Annotated in this window: 21 protein-coding genes and 1 pseudogene; 14 read left to right on the forward strand and 8 right to left on the reverse strand. The window is 61.1% G+C overall.

Annotated elements, in window-relative coordinates:
- Window positions 1–83: 83 nt before the first annotated feature.
- A complete protein-coding gene (locus VGY55_05660) occupies window positions 84–1,244 on the reverse strand; it encodes a lactonase family protein (protein ID HEV2969459.1) in 1,161 nt (386 codons plus the stop codon).
- Window positions 1,245–1,385: 141 nt separating this feature from the next.
- Here VGY55_05660 and recG point away from each other — a divergent pair, with 141 nt between their 5' ends.
- The 3 genes from recG (at window position 1,386) to VGY55_05675 (ending at window position 8,317) form a co-directional block, all read left to right on the forward strand.
- Window positions 1,386–3,614, forward strand: a complete 2,229-nt coding sequence (gene recG, locus VGY55_05665; GenBank protein HEV2969460.1) for an ATP-dependent DNA helicase RecG — start codon at window positions 1,386–1,388, stop codon at window positions 3,612–3,614.
- 65 nt (window positions 3,615–3,679) lie between these two features.
- On the forward strand, window positions 3,680–5,674 hold the full coding sequence (locus VGY55_05670) for a tetratricopeptide repeat protein (GenBank protein ID HEV2969461.1): 1,995 nt from the start codon (window positions 3,680–3,682) through the stop codon (window positions 5,672–5,674).
- Window positions 5,675–6,166: 492 nt separating this feature from the next.
- The gene (locus VGY55_05675; GenBank protein ID HEV2969462.1) at window positions 6,167–8,317 is read left to right on the forward strand and encodes an alpha-amylase family protein; all 2,151 of its coding nucleotides are present in this window, start codon (window positions 6,167–6,169) and stop codon (window positions 8,315–8,317) included.
- 126 nt (window positions 8,318–8,443) lie between these two features.
- On the opposite strand, the gene VGY55_05680 is transcribed toward VGY55_05675, so the two are convergent.
- Window positions 8,444–8,644 (reverse strand): hypothetical protein, encoded by a 201-nt coding sequence (locus VGY55_05680; GenBank protein HEV2969463.1) that lies wholly within the window; start codon window positions 8,642–8,644, stop codon window positions 8,444–8,446.
- A 366-nt stretch (window positions 8,645–9,010) separates the two neighbouring features.
- Complete coding sequence (locus VGY55_05685) at window positions 9,011–9,256, reverse strand: hypothetical protein (protein ID HEV2969464.1); 246 nt, start codon at window positions 9,254–9,256, stop codon at window positions 9,011–9,013.
- A 117-nt stretch (window positions 9,257–9,373) separates the two neighbouring features.
- Between VGY55_05685 and xseA the strand changes: the two genes are divergently transcribed.
- The 4 genes from xseA (at window position 9,374) to dxs (ending at window position 13,987) form a co-directional block, all read left to right on the forward strand.
- Window positions 9,374–10,645, forward strand: coding sequence for an exodeoxyribonuclease VII large subunit (gene xseA, locus VGY55_05690; GenBank protein HEV2969465.1), 1,272 nt, complete (start codon window positions 9,374–9,376; stop codon window positions 10,643–10,645).
- Window positions 10,646–10,648: 3 nt separating this feature from the next.
- Window positions 10,649–11,041, forward strand: coding sequence for an exodeoxyribonuclease VII small subunit (gene xseB / locus VGY55_05695; GenBank protein HEV2969466.1), 393 nt, complete (start codon window positions 10,649–10,651; stop codon window positions 11,039–11,041).
- A 112-nt stretch (window positions 11,042–11,153) separates the two neighbouring features.
- A complete protein-coding gene (locus VGY55_05700; GenBank protein ID HEV2969467.1) occupies window positions 11,154–12,071 on the forward strand; it encodes a farnesyl diphosphate synthase in 918 nt (305 codons plus the stop codon).
- Window positions 12,071–13,987: a 1-deoxy-D-xylulose-5-phosphate synthase gene (dxs, locus tag VGY55_05705; protein ID HEV2969468.1), complete on the forward strand. Its 1,917-nt coding sequence runs from the start codon at window positions 12,071–12,073 to the stop codon at window positions 13,985–13,987. Before VGY55_05700 ends, dxs begins: the two co-directional genes overlap by 1 nt.
- 32 nt (window positions 13,988–14,019) lie before the next feature.
- Here the strand turns inward: dxs and VGY55_05710 are convergent, their stop codons facing one another.
- Complete coding sequence (locus VGY55_05710) at window positions 14,020–14,634, reverse strand: Uma2 family endonuclease (protein HEV2969469.1); 615 nt, start codon at window positions 14,632–14,634, stop codon at window positions 14,020–14,022.
- Between the two features lie 124 nt (window positions 14,635–14,758).
- Between VGY55_05710 and VGY55_05715 the strand changes: the two genes are divergently transcribed.
- The 4 genes from VGY55_05715 (at window position 14,759) to VGY55_05730 (ending at window position 18,324) form a co-directional block, all read left to right on the forward strand.
- Window positions 14,759–15,664 carry an NAD(+)/NADH kinase gene (locus VGY55_05715; protein HEV2969470.1) on the forward strand — a complete coding sequence of 302 codons (906 nt, stop codon included), beginning with the start codon at window positions 14,759–14,761 and terminating at the stop codon, window positions 15,662–15,664.
- Window positions 15,665–15,733: 69 nt separating this feature from the next.
- Window positions 15,734–16,645, forward strand: coding sequence for a hypothetical protein (locus tag VGY55_05720; protein ID HEV2969471.1), 912 nt, complete (start codon window positions 15,734–15,736; stop codon window positions 16,643–16,645).
- 251 nt (window positions 16,646–16,896) lie between these two features.
- A complete protein-coding gene (locus VGY55_05725; GenBank protein ID HEV2969472.1) occupies window positions 16,897–17,442 on the forward strand; it encodes a hypothetical protein in 546 nt (181 codons plus the stop codon).
- Between the two features lie 240 nt (window positions 17,443–17,682).
- On the forward strand, window positions 17,683–18,324 hold the full coding sequence (locus tag VGY55_05730; protein ID HEV2969473.1) for a hypothetical protein: 642 nt from the start codon (window positions 17,683–17,685) through the stop codon (window positions 18,322–18,324).
- On the opposite strand, the gene VGY55_05735 is transcribed toward VGY55_05730, so the two are convergent.
- The 4 genes and pseudogenes from VGY55_05735 to VGY55_05750 form a co-directional block, all read right to left on the reverse strand.
- On the reverse strand, window positions 18,274–20,103 hold the full coding sequence (locus VGY55_05735) for a hypothetical protein (GenBank protein HEV2969474.1): 1,830 nt from the start codon (window positions 20,101–20,103) through the stop codon (window positions 18,274–18,276). The two genes, VGY55_05730 and VGY55_05735, sit on opposite strands and share 51 nt — an antisense overlap.
- Before the next feature lie 10 nt (window positions 20,104–20,113).
- The gene (locus VGY55_05740) at window positions 20,114–20,917 is read right to left on the reverse strand and encodes a hypothetical protein (GenBank protein ID HEV2969475.1); all 804 of its coding nucleotides are present in this window, start codon (window positions 20,915–20,917) and stop codon (window positions 20,114–20,116) included.
- A 496-nt stretch (window positions 20,918–21,413) separates the two neighbouring features.
- Window positions 21,414–21,701, reverse strand: a pseudogene (locus tag VGY55_05745) (DUF1559 domain-containing protein).
- 111 nt (window positions 21,702–21,812) lie between these two features.
- On the reverse strand, window positions 21,813–22,520 hold the full coding sequence (locus VGY55_05750; GenBank protein ID HEV2969476.1) for a hypothetical protein: 708 nt from the start codon (window positions 22,518–22,520) through the stop codon (window positions 21,813–21,815).
- A gap of 151 nt (window positions 22,521–22,671) precedes the next feature.
- On the opposite strand from VGY55_05750, the gene leuC reads away from it, so the two are divergent.
- The 3 genes from leuC to VGY55_05765 form a co-directional block, all read left to right on the forward strand.
- Entirely contained in the window at window positions 22,672–24,093 is a 1,422-nt protein-coding gene (gene leuC / locus VGY55_05755) for a 3-isopropylmalate dehydratase large subunit (protein HEV2969477.1), read from the forward strand.
- Window positions 24,094–24,299: 206 nt separating this feature from the next.
- Entirely contained in the window at window positions 24,300–24,899 is a 600-nt protein-coding gene (gene leuD, locus VGY55_05760) for a 3-isopropylmalate dehydratase small subunit (protein ID HEV2969478.1), read from the forward strand.
- Window positions 24,900–25,038: 139 nt separating this feature from the next.
- On the forward strand, window positions 25,039–25,995 hold a 957-nt coding region (locus VGY55_05765), incomplete at its 3' end, for a hypothetical protein (protein ID HEV2969479.1).

Below are 25,995 nucleotides of genomic sequence, written 5' to 3' on the forward strand. Positions count from 1 at the left end.
CTAGCCCAACTTGGAGCATTTTCACAGGTTAGCAGAGATTTGGCATGATTTCTAGCATTTCTCCGCAAATTTCGTGGGGGCCGTCAGTCGGGCGCCGGGATCATCTTCACGCATACCGGCATACCGATTTGCACCGTGTCGCCCGTCGGGGTCAGCTTGCCCGTCTGGGGGTCGATCCGCATCACGACGACGCTGTCCGAGTCTTGATTCGCCGCGAGCAAATAAGTCCCGGTCGGATCGATGCCGAAGCTCCGCGGCGTCTTGCCGCCGCACGGTTGATGGCCGACGTAGGTCAGGAGCCCGCTTGTCGGGTCGATCGAGAAAGTCACGATGCTGTTGTGCCCGCGATTCGAGCCATAGAGGAATCGGCCCGAGGGATGAATCTCAATCTCGGCAGTGGTGTTGCTGCCGGAGAAGCCGGTCGGCAACGTGGAAACGGTCTGCAATGACTTGAGTGTTCCATGCTCGGCATCGTAGGCAAACGCAGTGATCGTCGAAGCCATTTCGTTGATCACATAGACGAACCGCTCTCCCGCAAACACAAAATGCCGCGGGCCGGAGCCGCGCGCCAGTTTGGCCCAGGGCTCGTTGTTAGGCGTGAGCGTGCCTTTTTCGGGGTCGAAGCGGTAGACGAACAACTTGTCCAATCCCAAATCAGCGGCCAGTGCGAAGTGGTTGGCCGCATCTAAGCTTATCGAATGGGCGTGCGGACCTTCTTGCCGCTGGGGATCGACGCTCGAACCCTGGTGCTGCACGAACGCCGTCGCCTTGCCGAGCCGGCCATACTTTTCGATTGGCAGCACGGCGAGGCTGCCTCCGCCGTAGTTGGCCACCAGCACGTGCTTACCCTGCCTATCGACGGACAGATGGCACGGGCCGCCTCCTTCGGACGATTGCTGATTGAGCGGCTTCAATTCGCCCGACTTCAAATCGATCGCAAACGCGCTCACTCCACCGGCCTTCTTGCCGCCGAAGTTCTCGATCTCATTCACGGCATACAAAAACCGCCGCGAGGGATCGATCGCCAGAAACGATGGCTCGACGGACGGCGTCACTCCCGCGATCGTCAGCTTGCCAGTCGCCAGATCGAACCGGCATGTATAAATTCCCTTGCTCGCGCTGTGTTCGCCCTTCCCATGCGTGTAAGTGCCAATGTAGACGAAAAGCGAATGGGGGTTTGCAACCTTCGTCGGTTGCTCCTCGGGTTGTTGGTCCGCCGCCGATACAAGCCGCGTCGTCGCCATGAGAAGAATCGCAGCGCAGAAATAACAAAGTGCGAGCGTCCGACAGCGAGTGAACTTCCGGCTCAAGGTCACGTGTCACCTCACTAGATCTGCAAACATTTCGGAACCACCAAGAAGCCGCAGATTCGTTAGAATAGTCTCATGTCGCCAGCCGAGCAACAATCCGCCGCGAATCGTCCTGCCAAGACGTCCGCCGAACTCTTGGCCACGCCGGTGAAGTTTATCAAAGGCGTCGGGCCGGCGCGTGGCGAGTTGCTCGAGCGGCTGGGCTTGAAGACGGCTCGCGACGTGCTCTTCTTCTTCCCCCGCGATTATCAGGACCTGACCGACATGCGGTCGATCGCCGATCTCGAGGAAGACAAGCTGCTGAGCGTTCGCGGGGTGGTCGAGGAGGTCGAGCTGCGGAGCACCGGGATTGGCCGCTCGATGCTCGGCGTGCTGATCCGCCAGGATCGCCTCTACCTGCGGGCCCTATGGTTCAATCAGCCGTACATGCGCGAAAAATTCACCCGCAGCCAAGACGTGCTGCTTTCGGGCAAGGCGGCCCTGCGCGGCGGTCGCTGGGAGATGGCCCATCCGCGCGTGCAATGGATCGATCCCGATGAAGAGGCCCCCGCGGGGCAAATGCTCCCCATCTATCCGCTCACCGAAGGGCTGCGGCAGGGGAACCTGCGCGGCATCGTCCGCGAGGCCCTCGAGGCCTATGTCGATCTGCTCGACGAGGTCTTTCCCGAGACGTATCTGCAAGCCAAGAATCTCTGGCCGCTGCGACAGGCGCTGCGCGAAGTCCATTTCCCGGCCAATCCGACGAATTTGGCCCAAGCCCAGCTGCGTTTCGTGTATCAGGAACTCTTCATCCTGCAACTCGCGCTGGCCGTCAAGCGGCATGGCCAAGAAACTCAGGCCGGCGCGCCGAAGTTGGAGGCGACGCCGCGAGTCGATGCCCGCATTCGCCGGCTGTTCCCCTTCGAGCTGACCGCCGGCCAGGACGCGGCGATCCGTGAAATCGCGGCTGACATGAATCGCCCGATCCCGATGAACCGCCTGCTGCACGGCGAAGTCGGCAGCGGCAAGACGGTGGTCGCCGTGTACGCGATGCTGCTCGCGGTGGCGCACGGCTATCAGGCGGTTCTCATGGCGCCGACCGAAGTCCTCGCCCGCCAACATGCCCGCACGCTCGCTCAATTGCTTGCCGAAAGCCGCGTGAGAATCGGGCTGCTCACCGGCGCGCTGGTCGGCCGCGACCGCGAGGAGTTGCTCGGCCGAATCGGGCGCGGCGAGCTGGACGTGGTCGTCGGCACTCAGGCGATCGTGCGCTCCGAGGCGGAATTCGCGAAGCTCGGCCTGGTCGTCATCGACGAGCAGCACAAATTCGGCGTCCGGCAGCGGGCGATGCTCAGGCAGGCCGGCTCGAATCCCGAGAGCGGCCGGGGACTGTCCGCGATCTCTCCCTCTCCCTCGACGGGAGAGGGCCGGCGTGAGGGTGTTGCGCAACAAAAGGGGACTGTCCCCCTCTCGCCCGCGAATCCGCATTGTCTGATCATGACCGCCACGCCGATCCCGCGGACCATCACGATGACTCTCTACGGCGATCTCGACATCTCGAAGCTCGCCGATCTTCCCGCCGGCCGACAGAACATCCACACCTATCTCGTCCGTCCCGAGGAGCGGCCGAAATGGTGGGACTTCTTCCGCAAGAAGCTCCGCGAAGGACGGCAAGCGTTTGTCGTCGTACCGCTGGTCGAAGAATCGGAAACCGTCGCGACAGCCAATCTGGAGGCAACGTTCGAGGAATTGGCTCACGGCGAATTGGAGGCGTTCCGCTTGGGGTTGGTGCACGGCCGGATGCCGCCCGAGGAGAAGGACGCCGCGATGCAGGAATTTCGCGCCGGCCAGACGCAAGTGCTCGTGGCCACGAGCGTCGTCGAGGTCGGCATCGACGTGCCGAACGCCACGCTCATGACGATCGCCGGCGCCGAGCGGTTCGGCCTGGCACAACTTCACCAGATGCGCGGGCGAATCTCTCGCGGCGCCCATCCGGGCTATTGCGCCGTGTTCGCCGAGGTCGAGAGCGAGGAAGTCATCGAGCGACTCCAAGCGTTCGTCGATACGACCGACGGCTTTCGGCTCTCGGAGCTGGATCTCGAAATGCGCGGGCCAGGAAACCTATTCGGGACTCGCCAACACGGCCTCCCGCCATTTCGAATGGCCGACTTGGGCCGCGACAGCACCGTGGCCAAAGAAGCCCGCGACGACGCCAAACGCCTCGTCGCCAGCGACCCCGGCCTGCGACAACCGGAACACGAAAAACTCCGCCGTATGGTCCTCTCGCGCTACGGCCAGGCTCTCGATCTCGGCGACGTGGGGTAGTTGAATGCAAAACGAAAAATGGGGCTTGAGAATTGACAAGGGCCATGCGCCAAACGTGAAAGAATATGTCGCCACCCCAAAACCATAAGCGCAAAGAAATTAAGCCTTCTCGACCGCCTGAACCTCGTGAGGCCCCGCACGGAGCGAATCTGGCAACTGCGGAGAACCTTGCCCAGGCGGCTGAGTCTTCGGCGCTCTGGGACTGGCTCCTTGCTGCCGCCCTTGTGGTTACGCTTTTCATGGTCTACCGGCCGGCGTGGCAGGGAGATTTCATCTTCGACGATGACACCCACTTATTGGATAACCCGGTACTCAAGCCGGGTGGGTTAGCGAAGGTTTGGCTGCCCGGCAGTTACCTCAACTACTGGCCCATCACTTACACGGCTTATTGGCTCGAACATCGACTTTGGGGCCTGAACCCGCTTGGCTTCCATCTGGTGAACATCGCGCTGCACGCGATTTCGGCGCTGTTGGTGTGGCGAATCCTGCTACGGCTTCGAGTTCCCGGCGCGATGCTGGCGTCGGCGATCTTCGCGCTGCATCCGGTTAATGTCGAGAGCGTCGCCTGGATCGCGCAGTTGAAAGGCGCCCTCTCGCTGGCGCTAGCGCTCGTTTCGGTGCTCCTGTTCCTGGCACACGAGAAGCAAGGGGGTTGGTCGCTGCTGGTCGCGTCTCTCGCGGCCTTTGTACTGTCGACGCTGGCCAAGGGAATCGTGATCACCTTGCCGGTGGTGTTGCTGGCGTGCGCGTGGTGGCAACGCCGCCGAATCGGACGCTGCGATGTACTGCGCGTGGTCCCGTTCGTAGTGGTCGGGTTGATTATGACTGGGATGGAAGTTTGGTCGCAGGGGCTTGTGGGAGCGAACAGCGACGTGCATTCCGGCGGATTCCTGAACCGCGCCGCTACGGCAGGCTGCGCGGTCTGGTTCTACTTTTGGAAACTGATCTGGCCCCTCAACCTCTGTTTCGTGTATCCGCACGGACCGATTGATGACCAAGGCCCGTTACGGTATCTGCCAGGCGCGCTATTGGCGGCGGTCCTTGCTTTTGCATGGTCGCGACGTGTCACCTATGGCCGACCGATATTGGTGCTGATCGTCTGCTACGTCGGACTGCTGTTGCCCGTGCTGGGTTTTGCGAACATCTACTTCATGCGTTTCTCGCCGGTGACAGATCACTGGCAGTATGCGGCCATGATCGTGCCGTGCGCCGTGTTCGCCGGCACCGCCGTGACGCTCATTCGACGATGCGGTTGTCCTCGTTGGATAGGCTCCGTGATATGCCTGGGGCTGTTGGCGCCGTTGGCGGCTCTTACTTGGCGGCAGAGCCACATGTACGCCGATGCCGAGACACTGTATCAGACAACGATCGACAGGAATCCGGATTGCTGGATGGCCCACAACAACCTCGGGCTGGTTCTGGCTGGGCACGGGCAGTTTGACGAAGCCATCGTGCATTACCAAAAGGCCATCGAAATCAAACCTGACTATGCGGAGCCCCACTACAACCTCGGCAATGTGCTGTTTACTCGGGGACAACTCGACGAGGCCATTGCCCACTTCAAGAAAGTTCTGGAACTTGAACCTGAACATGCTCAGGCCCACAACAACCTCGGCCTCGCGCTGGCCGGCCAAGAACGGGTCGACGAGGCAATCTCCCAATACCGTTTAGCCTTGCAAATCAAGCCGGACTACCTGATGGCCCGGTTCAATCTCGGCTTGGCGTTGACAGCCAGCGGGCAGCTCGACGATGCGATCGGCCAATTCCTAAAGGTTCTGGAGATTCAGCCCGACCATGCGGAGGCGCACTACAACCTCGCCAACGTTCTGGCTGGTCGCAGGCGGTTCGACGACGCCATCGCGCATTACCGCCAGGCTCTTAAGCTCAAGCCCAACTACGCCGAGGCCCACAATAACCTCGGTGTCCTTCTTGCTGACCGCGGACAGTTCGACGAGGCCATCGCCCATCTGCAAAAGGCCTTGGAAATCAAGCCCGATTATGCACAGGCCCGTAACAACCTGGTTGACGCTCAGGCTGCTCGCGAAAGGAACAAGAATTGATCTGGACTAGGCAGTGTGGGGGAGAAAGCGTCACGAGCCGCTGGTCCTTACCGTGATGAGTTCGTTCGTGCTCGCAATAGACGAGATACGTCCGAGGCACAGCGACGAGATATCACGCCGTGGCCGCCAAGTCTTGCGATCAGCCCGGACAGAGAAGTCCAGTGCGCCGAAGAATTACCGCCAATGGGAGATAGATTGCGGACCGCAGTCGTGGTATCGTGTTCCCAACGGCTGACGCCCGCGTAGAAAAGTTCTATTGGTGTCCCGCTGGCTCCGCTCAAAGCCGCTTGCGAATTATTGCAAGCGGCCTTTCTATTACCGTGGTGGCGATATGAATCCCGCAGGCGGCTGCGGGGCAGTCTCATGCCGCTCCTGCAACACCGTCGACAAACTCTTCGGAGGCGGAAAAGGTGTCAGCCACGAATGGCAACTTTTCCATCCCGCAGATTTATGGTCTTCGTACCCTCCGTGCGTCTTCATAGGAGCAATCCCATGGCAATCGATCGGCGACAATTCCTCATCCTATCCGGCGCCGCGGCCGTGGGCGAACAGATTCTCAGCGCGGCCGAGCCGAGCCCGCCTGGCACTTCATCCAACATTCCCTGGCACCAAAAACTCAAGCGCGTCGGCCAGTTGAATGCGAACGAGCGCGATCCGCTCGAACTCGATGTCAACGCCTGGGCCGATTACTGGGCCGATCTGAAAGTCGATGCCGTCCTGATTAGCGTCACCGGGATGGTGGCGTTTTATCCGACGGCCATCCCGTTCCATCGCCGAACGCCGTTTCTGGGCAATCGCGATTTATTCGGAGACTGCTGCTCGGCCGCGAAAAAACGCGGGCTGCGCGTGATTGCGCGATTCAGTCCCGACCTCCAATGGGAAGAGGTGCTCAAGGCTCATCCGGAATGGTTTCGCCGCGACCGCGACGGCAAGTTTGTGCCGCATCTGGAAGCGCCGGGCTTGTTCAACACCTGCATGTTCTCGACGTATTTCACCGAGCAGACGCCGGCCATCATGCGGGAGATAAATTCCCGCTACGACGTGGATGGGCTGTTCACCAACGGCTGGCCGCCGCTAGGGGATTTACCGACTTGCTATTGCGAAGCCTGCAAGGGAAAAGCGGACCCTGGAACGCCGGCGTTTCTTGATCGCCACACGCAACGCTCCGTCGAGCTATGGAAACTCTACGATTCGATCGCCAAGGAGAAGCGTCCCGACAATCTCTATTTCGCCAATCTTGGCGGCGGCGTTCGCGCGCTGATCGACCTCAAAGTCCTCGGCGAGCAATGCTTCTGGTTCAACTGCGATAACCAGGGCCGCGGCGGCGAGGACACTCCGGCCTGGGGCTGCGCTCAGCAGGGGCGCGTCGCGCGCTCGGTGATGAAGGGCCGCACCATCACCAACGTCACCGGCGCTTGGGCCACCGGAAAAGTAAAATGGCGCAATACCGCGAAAACACCCGCCGAGGCCGAAATGTGGCTGGCGCAAACCGTCGCCAGCGGAATGCGGATTTGGTACCACTGGATCGGCGGGCAGACCGGGCTCGGTGAAGACCATCGTTGGCAGGATCCCGGCAGAAGATTCTGCCACTGGATGGCGCGCCACGATGAGCATTTCACCTATAAACGATCGATCGCCAATCTCGGCGTTGTGTTTGCTCAGCGGCCCAATTCGTTTTACACACCGCCCGCGGCCGGAGCCGGCGGCTACTCGGAGTACATCCAGGGCCTCTATTACGCGCTGCTCGAAGGCAGATTCTTTTTTGATTTCGTCCACGAAGATGACCTTGGCCCGGAGAATCTAAAGAAGTATTCCGCGCTGATTTTGCCCAACGTCGCGCTGCTCAGCGATCAGCAGTGCCAGCAGTTGAAGGCCTACGCCGATGCGGGTGGCTCGCTGCTGACGACATTCGAAACCGGCCTCTACGACCGCGACGGCCAACGCCGCGGCGATTTCGGCCTCGCCGATCTGTTTGGCATCCGCCGCGCCGCGGGGATTCAGGGGCCGGACGGAAATTCGTTCTTCGCCCGTGTCGAAAGGCAACACGAAATCCTCGGCGGATTGGAGAACACCAGTTTATTGCCCGGCGCGGAGTATCGGGTGCCCGTGAAGGCCGTGGGCCGGCCCGTGCTCACGGTCGTGCCCCCCTACCCGGCCTATCCACCGGAAAGGGCCTACGCGCCGGTCTCGCATACGGACGAGCCGGCCGTCGTGATTTCAGAAAAAGGCCGGAGCCGGCTGATCTATTTCCCCGGCGACATCGAGCGGACCGCCTGGCGATCGGGAAACACGGACGTCTCGCAATTGCTCCAGAATTCCATTCGCTGGATTTTGCGCGGAACATCGCCGGTCACGGTGGACGGCCAAGGCGTCGTCGAAATGTTCGCCTGGGAAACCGATCCCGGCTTCGCGGTTCACATTCTCAACTACAACAACCCCAATTTGCACAAAGGCTGGATCCGCCGGCACAGTCCGATCGGGCCGCAAACGGTGCGGATGGAAGTGCCGGAGGGGACGAAAATCGCCCGAGTTCAATTGCTGCGAGCCGAGACGGACGCGGAATTCAAGCAGACCGGCGCGAGCGTGGAATTCGTTGTGCCCAAAGTGAACGACTATGAAGTCGCGGCGATGACTCGCGCCTAAAAGGATTTCCGATCGCGCCCAAAACGTGATGAAGGGCCGGATGGCCCGGCAGGAAATAGCCCCAACTGTCAAGTTGAGATAAGATACGGTGGTGATGGCTCTTGAAGGCGATGCAAGGACAAACCCTTAACTTTTGAAAAAATGTCGAGTTTCCACAAGGTGAACCCGCGCGATCGCCTCGTCGTCAACTTTGTCCCACGCAACCTGCTCGACCTGGAATGTCCTAAATGGGTTTTTCATCGCGATCATCTCGCCGACGCGCGGAACGGTCGGCAACTGTGCCTCACTCAGTCGCACGCCGTCGGCGAAAAAGTGAATCGCGGTCATTGCAGGGTCGCTCCTGACTAGGCGCGGTAATGTCCTAGGATCGTGTTGCTGGGATAGGCTAGATCATCTTGAAATGACAAAGGGCGTTTTCTATTGCAAGGCGTTTTTCGCCCGCTGGGCAAGACTGCTCGCGTTTACCCGGTGATCTCCGATTCGGGGTCTGCCGCGTAGTCAATTGGTAATCCGACTTCACGTGCGCAATCCAGCAAGTTTTTGCGGAGAAGCCATACGCTTCCTTCACCCACCCGGCAATTTCTTTGTATGTTGCCATCGTTTCAATCGCCGGGCGAAAAAAGGTTCAAAACCGTTTAATAATTCGATCCGATTTCTTTTCCTGTTCCCGCTCCCTGTTCCTGAGCCGGTAATTCATCGCTGGCGGGCGGGAAAGCCAAGCTCGGCTTGGATCGTGGCGTCGACTTCGGCGGCATCTTGCAGGCGGCCCGCGCCCGCGTCATCGACGCCGCGCTGGATCGAGGCGATAGTCTCTTCGCGCTCGCGCTCGACATGCCACTGCTTGACGAGATCGTCCAACCTGAAATCCTTTTCGCGATGCGCCATCGCTTGGCTTGCGAACTGATGAAAGCCGTCGAGGTCGCTTTGGTTCACGGACATGACGTCGTTCTCCAAGAATTCTTACTTCAATCAAGATTACCATTGGCATGCGAGTCAGTCCATATCGCGAACCGACCAGCTTTTCTATCCGCCGCCTCGCCGCTATGATTGGCGCGAATGAGTGCTATGCCCGCCACTTTCGATCGGCAAGAATCGCAGCCGGTGCTGACGGTTTCGGCTCTGACGTTGTTGGTGAAGGAGGTCGTCGAGGGGAGTTTTCCGCTGGTTTGGGTCAGCGGAGAGATTTCGAACTTCTCGCGACCGCAGTCGGGGCATTGCTATTTGACGCTCAAGGACGACGAATCCCAGGTGCGGGCTGTGATCTGGCGCAACATCGCGGCAACCGTCCGCTGCGATTTGCACGACGGGCTAGAGGTGATCTGCCGCGGGCATCTGGATGTGTACGCGGCTCGCGGCACCTATCAACTGGTCATCGAAGAGATTCAGCCGAAGGGGCTCGGGGCGCTGGAGCAGGCCCTGCGGAAGTTGCGCGAGAAGCTGGAGCGCGAAGGGCTGTTTGCGGCGGCTCGCAAGCGGCCGCTGCCGGCGTTTCCGCGGCGGATTGCGTTTGTCACCAGCCCGACCGGGGCGGCAGTGCGCGATTTCTTGCAGGTGCTGCGCCGGCGGTGGCGCGGGGCGGACGTGCTGATCGTGCCGGTCCGCGTGCAGGGGATTGGCGCGGCGGAGGAGATCGCCCGCGCGATCGCCGCCGTGAATCGGCTCGCGCAGCCGATCGACGTGCTGGTGGTCGGCCGCGGCGGGGGGAGCCTCGAAGATCTGTGGGCATTCAACGAAGAGCCGGTGGTGCGGGCGATTCATGCCTCGCGGATTCCCGTCGTCTCGGCCGTCGGGCATGAGATCGACGTGACGCTCGCCGATCTGGTGGCCGATCTGCGGGCGCTGACGCCGAGCGAGGCGGCCGAGCGGGTCGTGCCGGCGATTGAAGAAGTGCTGGCGGGCTTGACGAGCCAACACAAGCGGCTGGCGGCTGCATTGCGCGGGCGGGTCGCGGACGCGCGGACGAGGCTCGACGGTCATGCCGTGCGGCGCGTGCTCCGCAAACCGTTTGACCGCCTACACGATCTGGGGCGACAATTGGATCAATGGGAAGCTCGCTCCTCGCGCGCCGTGCGGAGCGGTTTGGCGCGGGCGCGGCAGCAGGCCGCGGCGCTCGCCGGGCGATTGGAATCGCTCAGCCCGCTCGGTGTGTTGGCGCGCGGTTACAGTTTGACGACGCGCATGGACGACGGCAGACTGGTCGAAGACGCGGCGATGCTGTCAGCCGGCGAGCAAATCGAGACGCGATTTGCCAGAGGTCGAGCGGTCAGCCGAGTGGAAAGGGTTGTAAGTGAGAGACCCTACAATTCGACCCGCACCGAAATGCAATGATCCATGACTGATACGCCGAATTCATCATCCCCAGAACAGCCGTTGAGCTTTGAGTCGGCCCTGGCTCGGATCGAAACGATCGTCCACGAATTGGAGGAGGGGCAAACCGGGCTTGCCGAGTCGCTGAACCGCTATGAAGAGGGGGTTCGGTTGCTGCGGCAATGCTATGGTTTGTTGGAAAAGGCGGAGCGGCGAATTGAGTTGCTCGTCGGCGCCGATGCCTCGGGCAATCCGGTGACAGAGCCGTTCGACGACACGGCCTCAGCCGAGCGCGAGCAGCAAGGGGCGCCCCGCACCCGCCGACGCAGCGCTTCGTCAGCGAAGGCGGCGCCGGTCGAACCGGCGGAGCCACCGGCCGGAGCTAGCGGCGTGGACGCACCCGGCGGTCTGTTTTAGAATCAAGGGTTCACCGGTTCGCCCTTCGGTCTGAGCCTCAGGGTCGAAGACAAGCGAACCGGCTAACGGGTCTCGTTCGCTGGTTCTGCCTCCTTTGTGCTTCACACCGAGCATGGCCCACCGCGCCGCTACGACTGCTTGTCCTCTCTCCGCCGCGCTGGCTGAGACGCGCGCTTTGGTCGATTCGGCTCTGGACCGGTTGACGCAATTGTCGGACGGCTGCCCCCCGCGGCTGGCTGAGGCGATTCGCTACTGTTTGCTGGCCCCCGGCAAGCGATTGCGGCCGACGCTCGTGTTATGGAGCGCCGAGGCTTGCGGTTGTCATGCTGAGGCAGCAATGCCGGCCGCCTGTGCGGTCGAGATGGTGCATACGTATTCACTGGTTCACGACGACTTGCCTGCCATGGACGACGATGACCTCCGCCGCGGACGTCCGACGTGCCATAAGGTTTTTGGCGAAGCGAACGCGATCCTGGTTGGCGACGCCTTGCTGGCCTTGGCGTTTGAGACGCTGGCTCGTGGCATTCGGCCGGCGGAAACCGCGGTGGCCTGCATGGCCGCGCTGGCCGAGGCAGCGGGAGCGACGGCCCTGGTCGGCGGACAGGCGGATGACCTCGCGGCGGCCGCTGAATCAAACGGCGAGCGACTTGATGTCGCTGCGCTCGAATCGATCCATCGCCGCAAGACCGGGGCTATGTTTGTCGTATCCATGCGATTGGGGTCGCTCGTCGCGCGCGCCGGGCCTGCGCAGTGCAACGCATTGGAGGAGTATGGCCGAAAGCTGGGGCTGGCGTTCCAGATCGCCGACGATCTGCTGGACGTGCAAGGCGATGAGGCCGCAGCCGGCAAGCGAGTTGACAAAGATTCTGGTCACGGCAAGCTGACTTTTCCGCGGTTGCTGGGCGTGGAAGAGAGTCGCCGCCGCGCGGAGCGATTGATCGACGAAGCATGCGGCGAGCTGGCTCCATTTGGCGCCGCGGCGGAACGGCTCGAGGCCCTAGCTCGATTTGTGCTGGAAAGGAATCGTTGATGCCCGCGATTTTGCCGAAGATTGAATCCCCTCGCGACCTGCAAGGCCTGTCATTGGCCGAGTTGACGCAGTTGGCCGGCGAGATGCGCGAAGCGCTTTGCATTGTAATGAGCCATCGCACGGCCCATTTCGCCTCGAACCTGGGCGTCGTTGAACTCTGCCTGGCCTTGCACACGATGTTCGATTTCAGCCGCGACCGATTGATCTGGGACACCGGCCATCAGATTTACCCTCACAAGCTGATCACCGGCCGCTATCGCGATTTCAACACGATTCGCACCAAGGGCGGCCTGATGGGTTATCCGAATCCGCGCGAAAGCGATTACGACCTGTTCATGACGGGACACGCCGGCTGCAGCGTTTCGACAGTGCTCGGCCTGCGGAGCGGCGACGAGTTGCTCGGCGAAAAGGATCGGCACGCCGTGGCCGTGATCGGCGACGGGGCGTTGCCCAGCGGCATCGTGTTCGAGGCCCTGAACAACTCCGGCGGGCCGAAGAAAAAGCTGCTCGTGATCTTGAACGACAACCAAATGTCGATCTGCCCGCGGGTGGGGAGCGTGGCCGATTATCTCGATCAACTGCGGACGAACCGCATTTACACCGGCTTGAAGCACGAGGTGGTCGAGCTGCTCAAGAAACTGCCGCTCGTCGGCGCTCCCGCCGAACGAATGCTGGCCAAGGTGAAGGAAACGATCAAGATCGGGCTGCATGGAGGGATGCTGTTCGAAAGCCTCGGCTTCCGCTATTTCGGCCCGGTGGATGGGCATAGCATTCCGCACCTGCGCAAATACCTGAAGATGGTGAAGGATGCCGAGGGGCCAGTGCTGTTGCACGTCGTCACCGAAAAGGGGCACGGCTTCAAGCCGGCTTCAGACGACCCCGTCTTCTTCCACACGCCTGCGCCATTCGAGCGCGAGGAAGAGGCGATCGTTTCGATCGCGGCAAGCAAATCGCGGAGCTACACCGACGCGGCCAGCGAAGCCATCGGCCAGCAGATGCGCACGAACCCGCGCGTCACCGTGCTGACCGCGGCGATGTGTCAGGGGAACAAGCTCGAAGCCGTGCGCGCGGAGTTTCCCGATCGGTTCTTTGACACGGCGATTTGCGAATCGCACACGGTGGCGTTTGCCGCCGGCCAGGCTAAGGCCGGAGTGCGGCCGATCGTCGATATCTACAGCACCTTCTTGCAGCGGAGCTTCGATCAAGTGTTTCAAGAGGTGGCGCTGCAAAACCTGCCGGTCACGTTCATGCTCGATCGGGCGGGGCTGACCGGTCCGGATGGTCCAACGCACCACGGCGTTTTCGATCTCGGCTACATGCGGCTGTTTCCGAATCTCGTCGTCATGGCGCCGGGCGATGAGGATGATCTGGCGAAGATGCTCGAGTTCGCTCTGGCCCACGACGCGCCCGTGTCGATCCGCTATCCCAAGGCGACGGTCGAGGAAATGGCCAACCGCCGGACGCCGATCGAATTGGGGCGCGCCGAAGCACTGCATTGGGGAAGCGACGGCACAATCATCGCCTGCGGAACGCTGCTGGGGAACTGTCTCAAGGCGGCGGCCACGCTTCGCGAAGAAGGGCTGGATTTCGGCGTGGTCAATGCCCGTTTCGTAAAGCCGCTCGACACGGCAACGATGCTGCGGGCGATCGAGACGTCGCCCGCAGTGCTAACCGTCGAAGAAGGCGCGCTGGCCGGCGGATTCGGCAGCGCCGTCTTGGAGGCCGTCGCCGAAGCGGGCATCAGCGCCGCGCACGTTCGCCGGCTGGGCATCCCCGATCGGTTCATCGAGCACGGCGAGCGCGGCGAGCTGCTGGCCGATCTCGGGCTCGACGCCGCGGGCATCGCCCAATCCTGCCGTAGTCTGGTTGACGAGGCGGGCGCCTTCAAGAATGCCGCGCAGCGCAGGGTTAGCTGAATCGCTCGTAGACAGCATTCGGCTGCGAGGCGCTACACGATCCAGCGCTGTTTACCATCGCGATGCGTGACTTCGATCTGCGGACGGCTTTTGCCGGGAATCAGGCGAAACGAGAGCGGCACGACCGCGCTGGTCAGCACTGCCGATTCGTCTAATCGTGATTTGCCCGCCAACCGCAGTTCGCCGTCCTTCAGTTGGTATAGCTCTAAGCTCCACGGTTCGCGATCGATTAGCATCAACTCGCGCACGCCGATCTTGCCATAGAAGACCAGCTTCTCGCGGCTATGATCGTGAGGGCTGGTAATCTCAATCAAGAAGTCTGGACCGCCGCAAAGATGGGTGTCGCAATCCTTAGCGCGGCCACCCTTCAGCAGAACCACGACTTCGGGGCCGCGAAAATTCTGCTTCCAGCCCTCCTCTCGGTCGCTCACATTCGCGCCCGGAAAAACATCGCCAAGGCCGGTCTGTCCGATGGAGTTCTCAAGAATCGCGGCGAGCCGCATGACGAGCCGTTGATGTTCCAGATTCGGCAGCGGCGTCATCATATAGGTTCCCTCCCAGACTTCATCATAGCGGTCGGTGCCCAATTCCGCGCGCTCTGCAAGAATCTGTTGCTCCACAAACGGATCGGTGACCAATGTAGCCATCTCTTGCTCCTCCGGGAAAACGTCTCGATCACAGCGCTTTTATTTTACTCTCCAACCCGAGCTGAGCCTATCCAAACCGCCTTCCTCTTGCCCCGCGCGAGCGGCATCCCCTATCATCGCCGATATGAACGCTAGGGCAAACCAAGCGGCGAGTTCCCCGTCAGCTACTTCCGCCGCGCGGCGGCCGCGGCTGATTGTGCTTGGGTACGGCCAACCGGACATCGTGCAAGCCGAGTTCGTGCGGCTCCAGCCGCTCATCGAACTTCATGCCGAGATCGTCCTGACCGACTTGGGCGAGTATAAGGATCTCTCGCAGGTCGAGGCGGAGTTCGCGATCGTGCTTGGTGGAGACGGCGCGATCCTGCGGGCCGCCAAGCAGATGGCTTATCGCCAGTTGCCGGTGATCGGCGTGAACCTAGGAAAGTTGGGTTTTCTGGCAGACCTTACGCCCGAGGAATTCGTCGACGTGCTTCCGGGAGTGGCGGCCGGGAAGTTCCGCGTCGTCGAGCATTTGATGTTTGAATGCTCATTGATTCGCGGAGAAAAGGTGCTTGAGAAGCAGTTGGGGTTGAACGAGGTGGCGATCATCGGCGGCCCTCCGTTTGGCATTGTCGACATCCATCTTTACGTTGACGCGGAATTGGTAACTACCTATAGTTGCGACGGTTTGATCGTCAGCACTCCGGTCGGATCGACGGCCCACAATCTTTCTTCGGGAGGCCCGATCCTGCGGAAGGATTTGCAGGCGTTTGTGATCTCGCCGATCAGCCCGCACACGCTGACGAACCGGCCGGTGGTCGATTCGGCCGACCGAGTGTATGAATTGATCGTACCACGGCCGCTCGAGGGGACCGCGGTGGTGGTCGATGGCCGGTTAATGACGGGCCTCGAGCCGAACGATCGGATTCGGATCGAGCGGGCTCGCCCGCAGTTCAAATTGGTGGAGGCCAGCGGCCACGGCTACTACCGCACACTGCGCGAAAAGCTGGGCTGGGGCGGGAGCATTATCCGCCGCCGTGGCGAGCCGTGAGGTGGCCACGGGTGAACGCGGATTGACACGAATTCAGACACGCTTGTTGGCTCGAAAGGATGCGAGGCAATGAAACTCTCGTTCGTTCCGCTGGTGGCGTTAGCCCTCTTCGTCACTCCGAATGTTGGCCAATCGGCCGACAAGCCGGCTCAGAAGCCGGCGGTCGAATCGGCAGCGAAAAAAGATTTGCCGAAGTATCTCCTACAATACAGATTTCGCGAGGGGGAAGAAATCCGCGCGAAAGTCACTCATCTCGCGACGATTGAAACCACCATCGCCGGCTCGACGCAGAAGACCGAGATGACGAGTTATTCGACCAAGCTCTGGCGAGTCGTCCGCGTCGATCCCGCGGGGACGATGACCTTCGAGCATCTGGTGGAAAATGTGGACATGCGCAATCAAATGTCCGGCCGGCAGGAGGTGCGCTACAATAGCTTGACCGACAGCGCGGCGCCCTTGGGATATGAAGACGTGGCCAAGTCGATCGGCAAGGTGCTGAGCGCGGTGACGATCAGCCCGTCGGGCAACGTGCTCAAGCGCGAAGAGAAGCAGGTCCGCTCGGTTGCCGACAACAGCGGCAGCGTGCTGCTTCCCAAATTGCCCGACGAGCCGGAGCCGATCGGCCAGGTGTGGAGCTTGCCCGTCGAGGTGAACGTGGCGCTCGACGACGGCGCGAGCAAGGCGATTCAGACCCGGCAGCGTTACGAATTGGAGAATGTCGAAGGCGGCGTGGCGACGATTGCCGTCGAAACGCAGATCCTCACCCCGGTGAGCAACCCGAAGATTCGCGTTCAGCTTATCCAGCGGCTGTCGAAGGGGCACATCCGCTTCGACCTCGACGCCGGGCGAATTCTCAGCCAGCGGACCGATCTGGATGAACGCGTACTCGGCTTTTCGGGGGGCGACAGTTCGATGCACTACGTCGCCCGATTCACGGAGGAGCTGCTGCCGGCGACTCCGAAGACGGCCGCGATCAAGTAGACTAGTGCTTTGTCACAGCTTGATTTTAGGGTTGGGCGTTTTTCGTAGCGGCGGCTGGAATCCACCGCTACTAAAACTCGAATCCCAAAATCCAAATGACAAAGCACTAGACCACGAATGAGTCGCTCGATTGCCTGATTTGTAATCCTTGTCGTTCGCCAGACGCCCACTCAACTCTCAGCCCGCCTCCGGCCGAAACTGACAGAGGGACCGCATCAACACCTCTGGCGCGGCTGGCGGGGAGAGGTCAATTGTCTGCTGCAAATGGCCTAACGGCTCTCTGGCTGGCCTATTTTTCCCAGCCTTCCGGCGATCGCATTCTCTACCGCACGATTCGCAAGCGTAAGGTGCGCAAGATCGTGGAGATAGGGATCGGAGGTGGGCAGCGCACGTTGCGAATGATTTCGCTGGCTCAGCGGTATCACCCCGATGCCGTGCGGTATGTTGGGATCGATTGGTTCGAGGCACGGCCAACGGATTCCGATAAAGGGATGACTCTAAAGCAGGCCTACCGAGTGCTGCGCGGCACCGGCGCCCGTATTCATTTGGTCCCCAGCGACGCCCAGGAGGCCTTCGCGCGAGTCGCCAATGCCCTATCGGGCAACGAACTGGTCGTTATCTCATTAGTTCAGCCACTCGAAACGCTCGGTCGAATCTGGTTCTTCCTGCCGCGGATGCTCGCCGCAAACGCGATCGTGCTGCTCTCGAAAGCGAGCGATCTGGACGCCGCTTGGAGACCAATGCCGCTCGCCGAGATTCAATCGTTGGGCATGGAACCGCGACGGCGAGCCGCTTGATTGCTTCGGTGGCTCTCGTCACTGCTTCTCGAACGAACAGCTCGCTTGCAGACTAGCGGGCTTCAATTCTGAATTGACGGGTGCCATGGCCACTGCTCTGAGTGGCCATGCCGATGCGGCTCATGCCGGCGCCGAGCCGTGGGCATGGCACCCAACGTCTCAAAACAGCTTTGAAGCTCCACTACAGGCTATGTAAAATCATGGCACGCAATTCAATTCAGTTCTTCAAAGAATTCCGACATGCCGACACGACTGAAAACCCGCGGCATTGTGTTTCTGTTAGCCTCGCTGTCGTTCGCGTGTTTGCTCGGGCAGTTCTACTCCTTGTGGTCGATGCACTGGTTTGGCTGCTGGATTCTGCCGCCGGCGACGTTCGTGCTGATCGCGCTGGCCTGGTTCGATCGTGGTTGGCCGTCGGCAGGGCCGCGGGTGTGGATTGTGCAGGGGGCGATCGGCGGCATCGTCGCGGCAATTGCCTACGATCTCTATCGCCTGCCGTTCGTGCTCGGCGGAGCACCGCTATTCAAGGTGTTCGGCAAGTTCGGCAATCTGCTGCTGGGCGCCGGAGTGGATGACCAGGCGTCGTCGCTCGCGCAATGGCTCGGGTGGACGTATCATTTCTCCAACGGCGCGGCGCTCGGGATCATGTTTCTGGCGATGGTGGTACGCCCGAATCGGCGAACCCTGTTTTGGGGCGCCGTTGCGTGGGCCTTGTGTGTTGAGGCGATTCTGCTGACAACTCCTTACGCCAAGTTCTTCGGCCTGCCGCTGAACGGCTGGTTCCTTTTCTTGACTGCCAGCGCCCACGCGATCTTTGGCGTTGTCCTCGGATTATGGTGCCGCTCGCGCATCGCCCCGCGCCTTGCGGCGACCGCCGGTTAGTCCGCGAAAGGCGGATGCGACAATAGGCGCGAGCGAGGCCAGCAGGAGCGTTGACGGTTCAGGGACGTTCGTCGAATCATCGCTGACAATTTTGTCGAGCGATATTACCGGCGACGAACCGGACGACACATCGTCTGCGTTGCGTTGATCGCTGAGCACGAGTACCGAATCCTCGCTCCCGGCGGCAAAGGGGCCGCGCGGGCTGAGCGAACCAGCAAGAATCAGATTGGCGGCGCCGGTATCCGACGCGGAAATCGTCAGCATCGCCGGGGCGGACGCCGTCCCGCCGATTACGATCGAATTCTGCATGACTTGGCTGGCAGTCAGGTTTCCGCCGGCGTTGATCACGAGGTCGCCGGCGCCGTTGATGTTGCCGGCCTGCTGGTTCGTGCCGCTAACGATCAGCCCGCCTCCGGACGCTTGAGTGCTGTTGTTTGCAATGTTGACCGCAGACGAGAGCGCCGAGATCGAGCCAGCCAATTCGAGCGTAGCGCCGGAAGCGACTGTCAGCGTGACGCCGTTTCCGATAGTCGCCGAGCCGCTGGCGGCGCTGAATTTCAGTTTTCCACCGTTGACTTGAATGGATGTGTTCGCGACGAACGTTGGCGGGCTGGTGATCCGAAGCGTTCCCGATCCGTTCAGGGCCACAGTTGGATTCGCCCCGCTTGTCGCAAATGCGCCGCTGATCGTCAGGGTGCTCCCTGGCGCGATCGTGAATACCGTTCCTTCCATATCGGCCAACGTCAGATTCGCCGAGATCATATGATTGCCGGAGTTCACGTTCACGGCCGCCCCGACGCCGTTATTGTTGAGAACGATTCCGTGGCCATCCACGCCGTCAGCCGCCAACGTGTAGCTCGTCGTCGCATTGTCGAAAATCAACGTGCCGGCGTAGACGGCTCGGTCGATGGTCACAGACGCCATGGGACCGTTCACCGCCGTAGTTGCTCCACCGCCGAACGCCGCAGTGAAGCCCAAGCCGTTGGGAATTGTTTGATACCATTTCGTTCCGTCGCTGTAGCTGCCGCTGCCGTTGTAATTCCACGACTCGGGAACGGCGATCGCGGCGGAGTAGATCGCCATCGTCGCCGCGTTCTGCTGTAAGATCGGCGCGTTGGAGTAGAAGCCACTGGTGCCGATGTCGGTGGCGAACACATCGATCAACGGGCCGGTTGTTAACTTTTGGCCGCCAGCGAGCGTGACGGACACTTCGTATGAGAAACCGTATTCGCCGTAGTATTGAGTGGACGCGGCGCCAAAATACAACTTCTTCTGCAGCTCATGCGGATCGAACAGCGACACGCCATAGCCGGGCACGAACGGTCCGACGCCAGCGATTCCGCCAGTGAATTGCACGGTGCCGGGCGCTGCGCCCGGATAGAGGCCGACGTCCCGATCATACACGGCCATGTAAGTGCCGGAGGACGCCGGCACGGTCGCCGTTGGACCTGTCCCCGTGCCGTCGGAGAAGAACAACGGGCTGAGGATATTGTAAGTGGCGGTGTAGCTCGGCCAGGCGCCAGTGGCATAAGCAAATCCGTGAATGACCCCATAGCTCCCATCGGACGAGGCGGTGCCGCTGAAGGCGGAGACGAATAGATTCTGCGGACCGATCGCATTTCCGTTTCCGTCGAGGATCGTTGACTCCGAGGCTGGAGCGATTACGACCGCGTTGCCTTGCGAATCGCTTTCAAGCGACAGGCCAAATCCGTGGCCCCAAGCGCAATTGGCCGTCGCAACGAGTATCGCCGCAAACATCCCAAAGACATTGATTTTCATAGGCCGTTCCTCAAGAAACTGAACGGATTGCGTTGCAATACAAGAAGGCGCCGAGCGCCGCGAGGCAGATCGCGCAAAGCACAAACGCCGAGGGTTCAGGCACCGCGGCGCGGAAAATCGCCAACGTCGCGGGATCCTGCAACGCGAACGGATCGGCGTTGGTGGCGAAACCGCCGCCGGCGCCAATGTCGGTCGCGAATATGTCGACCAGCGGCCCGGTCGTCACCATTCCATTGGCGAAAGTGGCGCTGACGTAGAATGCAAATCCATATTCGCCGTTTGCTTGGCTCGAGCCGCTGGCGATGTAAAGGTCTTTTTCCAGCTCGTGAAAGTCCATCAGCGACACGCCAACGCCGGGAAGGCGCGACGTGCTCCCCGACACGTCAACATCCCCCGCCGAAGCGCCGGGATGCTGTCCGTCGGAGTTGCCGGCGAAGCGATCATAAATGTGCAAGTAGGTGCCTGAGGACGCTGGTGCGGCCGGTCCCGTACCGTCGGAGAAGTAAAGCGGACTGAGAATGTGAAAAGTCGCTGCGCTGTGAGCCGGCTGCGGCCCAACGATCGCTGCAAAACCCTCGTCGGTCGGGTAGCTTCCGTCGCTGTTGGCCGTGCCGTTGAACTGATCGAGGAACAGATTGTTTGGTCCGGGCGTTGGATTGTTCGGATCGTTGTCCAAGACCGGTTGTGCCGAGACAATGCTGAACGACGTCGGGCTGGTGGAGGAATTGGGAATCAGGCTGAATCCATGCCCCCAGGCGGGGCCGGCCCATAAACTGAACATCAGCAATACGATCCAAAGTGAATTCGTTTTCATCGATGTTTTCCCTTGGAGGTTCATTCAAAACGTCGCAAATTGGCTCGAACCGTAAAGGCTACCGAATCGGCTGAGCGTAATTCGTATGATTAGCGATATCCTTCAGCACCCAGCCGTACACAGTGTCCTGCGACACCGTCTCCGCGTGTCCGTCCGCGTAGAGATAATTCGCGCTGTCTCCATGCTGGTTGGGATTCATTTCGGCGATCATCGTGTCCCAAACCGCGCCGTTGGCAATGTCGCCAGGCGCATACCACTCCGAAGTGTGAACGTGGTCGTCCTGGGCTGCGCGGCCTGAATTCGCTCCTTCGAACAACACGATGAGCCGATGTGTTTCCTTCATCTTGTTGATGTTGAGGACCGACTTGCCGTCGAGCGTCTGGTAGGCGACATATTCGTTAATGACGTAGCTCGTGCCGCGGATGCCGTTGGCATTGGCCAACACGCGCTGCTCGCCCAACGGATCGTCGGGACACAATCGCACCTTGTCGACGCTTTCCAAATACGGCGCGACGGTTACGATCCACGACTTGCTGTTCCCGGCATGGTATGTGAACGGAAAGTTCCCGTTATGCGCGTTGGCGAATTGCGTGATGCCAAGCCCCAACTGGTGCATGTTGCTCGAGCAATTCGTGCGGCGCGCGGCCTCGCGCGCCGACTGGATCGCCGGGAGCAACAGACCGATCAACACTCCAATGATGGCGATCACCACCAAGAGTTCGACCAGCGTAAACGCGCGGCGTTTGCGCACGGACGCACCTCCCTCACAAAAGGCTGCCAACAATCGAGACGGCAGCGTAGGGCACGCTGTGCTTGCCGAAGCCGCTGCGACATTGACGCCCGGCACGCACAGCGTTCTCTACCAAGATCCGAATTGCCGTCACACAACGGCGCTTCAGATGGCCATCGAGCGCGGAGGAGGAGTCGGCGGCTGGGCCGAGAAGGAAGAGACGCAATCGCGGGGGTTGATGATTTGCCCGGTCGGATTCCAAACTGCCGTCCAACGCACGGCGGGAGGTGGGGCCAGCGATACGATCGCGGCCGACCAGTTGCTCGCGATTCCTTGGCACTCGAGCGCCTTGATCAGCACGACGCCGGGCGCCGACGATCGATCTTGATCGTGCGAGCCGTCGGTCTCGTGGTCGGCGTCGCTGTCGTGGTTCTCCGTTTTCGTAGCGCGGTCGTGGCAGCAGCAGCACGTCGTATCGTGTTCCGCGCAGCAATCGTGGTCCGCACAGCAATCGCGCTGCGGCCCGGCACGCCAATCGATGCCCTGCGCTTTGGCTTCAGCCAGCACGTAATCCGGGGGCTGAACGTGATTCTCCCGCGCCCATTCGAGCCGCTCGGCCAGCGTATGACAGCAGCAATGCCGCCAGCACTGCTCGGCGTCCTTGCAGCCGCAAGGCGAATTCATGCAGGGAAATGGCTGGCTCTTGTCCTTCTGAACCGCCTCGAACGCCATCCGCGGCAGCGGAAAAGAAAATCCAAGGGCGACCGCCAGATAAAGCGCGATCGAGGACCATCCGCAAAGCCGCAATCGCATTCCGCGCCGCCAAGCGGCATAAGGACTGTTCCGATGCATCTTGAATTTGGCGAGCATCATGGAGGGAGGACCGTAGGAGGGAGCGCCGAATCTACGCCGCCGGGAATTGCCCTAGCCCTGCCCTGGAGGGCGATTCGCGGCTATATTATTGTATTGGCCCCCACCGCTCCTCAATCCCCTTATCGAACTTACTATAGTGGCGTGCGATTCGATGGCGACAGCTTCCAATAAACCGCGGACGATGTTCGAGAAGATTTGGGATGCCCACGTGGTGCATGCCGAACATGGTAAGCAGGCGATCCTCTACATCGATCTGCATCTGGTGCATGAAGTCACCAGCGCCCAAGCTTTCGAGGGGCTGCGGCTGGCGGGCCGCCCGATTCGCCGCCCGGAGCGAACGATCGCCACGGCCGACCACAATATCCCCACCACGGATCGCAGTCTGCCGATCGCCGATCCAATTTCAAAACAGCAGATCGACACACTGCGAAATAACTGCCGGGAATTCGGCATCCGCCTTTACGATCTCAACGACGCCAAGCAAGGGATCGTTCACATCATCGGCCCGGAACTCGGCTTGACGCAGCCGGGCATGACGATCGTCTGCGGCGACAGCCACACGGCCACTCATGGGGCGCTTGGGGCCTTGGCCTTCGGCATCGGCACGAGCGAGGTCGAGCACGTCTTGGCCACACAGACGCTGCTGCAATCGCGCCCTAAGACGTTCGAGCTGCGAATTGACGGCCGGCTGCCGCGCGGGGTTACGGCGAAGGATTTGATCCTTTACTTGATCGGCCAAATCACCACCGATGGCGGCACGGGTTTCGTGATCGAGTATACGGGCAGCACGATCCGTGGGCTGTCGATGGCCGAGCGGCTGACGATATGCAACATGTCGATCGAGGCGGGCGCAAGGGCCGGCATGATTGCACCCGATCAGACGACGTACGACTATCTCCGCGGCCGCGAATTTGCTCCGCAGCGATTCGATGCCGCGGTAGCTCAATGGGAAAAACTCCCGAGCGACGCGGGGGCGATTTACGACCGCGTCCAAGTTTTCCAGGCCGCGGATATCACGCCGCAAGTCACTTGGGGCACGAATCCGGGGCAAGTCGCGCCCGTCAATACGGCGGTGCCCGATCCCGCGAAGTTTTCCTCGGACGATGAACGAAAGACTGCGGCGCGGGCGCTTGAGTATATGGACCTCAAGCCGGGCCGGCCGATCACGTCGATCAACGTCGATCGCGTTTTCATCGGCTCGTGCACGAACAGCCGGATTGAGGATCTGCGGGCGGCGGCGGCGGTCGTCCGCGGTTATCGCGTCGCCAGCACGGTCGAGGCGATGGTCGTGCCGGGGAGCGGCCAAGTGAAGCAGCAAGCCGAAGCAGAGGGACTCGACCGAGTCTTCCGCAGCGCCGGGTTCGATTGGCGCGAGGCCGGATGCAGCATGTGCCTTGGCATGAACCCCGACATCTTGAAACCCGGTCAGCGCTGCGCCTCGACGAGCAATCGCAACTTCGAGGGACGGCAGGGCAAGGGGGGCCGCACGCATTTGGTCTCGCCCGCCATGGCCGCCGCCGCCGCCGTCGCCGGCCACTTCGTCGATATTCGCGATTGGGAGTTCAAGGAGTAAACGCATCTGAATCCGGGGCCTTACGGCACCCGGCTTGCCACTTGCAAATAGCAAATAGCGGAGCTTCAAACCTGATTTGACGGGTGCCATGGCCACTGCTCTGAGTGGCCATGCGCCAACGCCATGCATGCCCACGCCGAGCCGTGGGCATGGCACCCAAGCCGTTTTGCCACTTGTCACTTGCCACTTGCCACTTGGAACTCCCCATGCAGCCTTTCGTCAAACATACCGGCCTCGTCGCTCCGATGGATCGCGCCAGCGTCGATACGGACCAGATCATTCCCAAGCAATTCCTCAAGCGAATCGAACGGACGGGCTTCGGGCAATTCCTGTTTTTCGATTGGCGGTTTCACGACGACGGCTCGGACAATCCCGAGTTTGAGCTGAATCGGCCCGAATACCGCGGGGCGAGCGTGCTCCTGGCGCGGCGGAATTTTGGCTGCGGATCGAGCCGCGAACATGCCCCGTGGGCGCTGGCCGATTATGGCTTCCGCGTGTTGATCGCCCCGAGCTTCGCCGACATCTTTTACAACAACTGCTTCAAGAACGGCATCCTGCCAATTCGACTCGACGATGCGACGGTGAATGACCTGTTCGGCCGAGCGGCGAAGTTCCCACGATATGCCCTGACGGCCGATCTCGAATCGTGCCGGTTGACGGACGAACATGGTCTTTCGCTGGCATTCGAAATCGAAGCGTTCCGGCGTAATTGCCTGCTTAACGGGCTGGACGATATCGGCTTGACGCTCGCGCACGAAGACAAGATTTCGGGATTCGAGCATTCCCGCGAGACTATAGTGACTTAGAACGCCTAACAAATCCGGCGGGGACTGTCCCCCTTTTGCGCGGGCACCATCGCCGCGATGGTCGGCGGAGCAAAACGAGGACTGTCCCCTTCTCCCAGCCGGATTTGTTAGGCGTTCGCAGGAAACTCGGAACGCCATTATGAAGTTTCGAATTGCCCTGGCGCTCTCTCTCGCGTCGTGTTTATCCGTCGTGCGATCGACGACGCGAGGAATCGCCGCCGAGCCACCTACGATCAAAACTACGACGGTTCTCAATGGCTTGGACAATCCCGCGGCGGTCGTCAATCGCCCCGGCACCAATGAGCTGTTCATCTCGGAAAGCGGCGCGGGGCAGGTTGTGCGGATGCTGACTGACAAGCCGGGTGCCGTAACGCCGGTCGTGACCGGCTTCGCGGTGGCCGCGGCGCCGGGAGGACTTGGCTTCCAAGTCGGCCCGCTCGGGATCGCGTTCATCGATCGAATGACGTTTGCAGTCGGCGGCGGCGGGACCGGCGCGGGGCATGATCTCCTGAAGATCTATCCGTTGCCGCCTGCCGACAAGCCGCTCAAGGCCGACGACGCCCGCCAAACGCTGGGTCCGATTCCTGCCGGCGCGGACGATCAGACGAACGAAGGATTCTTCTACGGCGTCGCGACCATGCCGAACGCCATCTTCGTCACCTCGCGCGGCGGCGACTCGCCCGGCTGGGTCTCTCGCGCGTTCGTGCTCGACAACAACGGTAAGGCCGCCGATCTCAAATCACTGATCAAAACCAAAGCGATAGCGGCCGGCGCCGGGCCGACCGGATTGACCGTAAGTAAGCGCGGCGAATTGGTCGTCGGCGAAAGCGGCCCGTTCGACAAGCCGCACGACAGCTCGATCTCGTTCTATAATCCTAAGAACGGCAAGCTGCTGCTTACCATGCGGACCGGGCTCAGTGACGTCATGGGTCTGGCCTACTGCCCGCATTCCGGCAATCTCTACGCGGTCGATCTGGCCTGGAGCGATCCCAAGGAGGGCGGCCTCTATCGGCTCGACGCGACGCGGCAAGACGGCAAGACGGGCGTGAAGGCAATCAAGATCGCGTCGCTCGATAAGCCCACCGCACTCGCCTTC

This window comes from Pirellulales bacterium, assembly GCA_035939775.1.
In the GTDB taxonomy this organism is placed as follows: domain Bacteria; phylum Planctomycetota; class Planctomycetia; order Pirellulales; family DATAWG01; genus DASZFO01.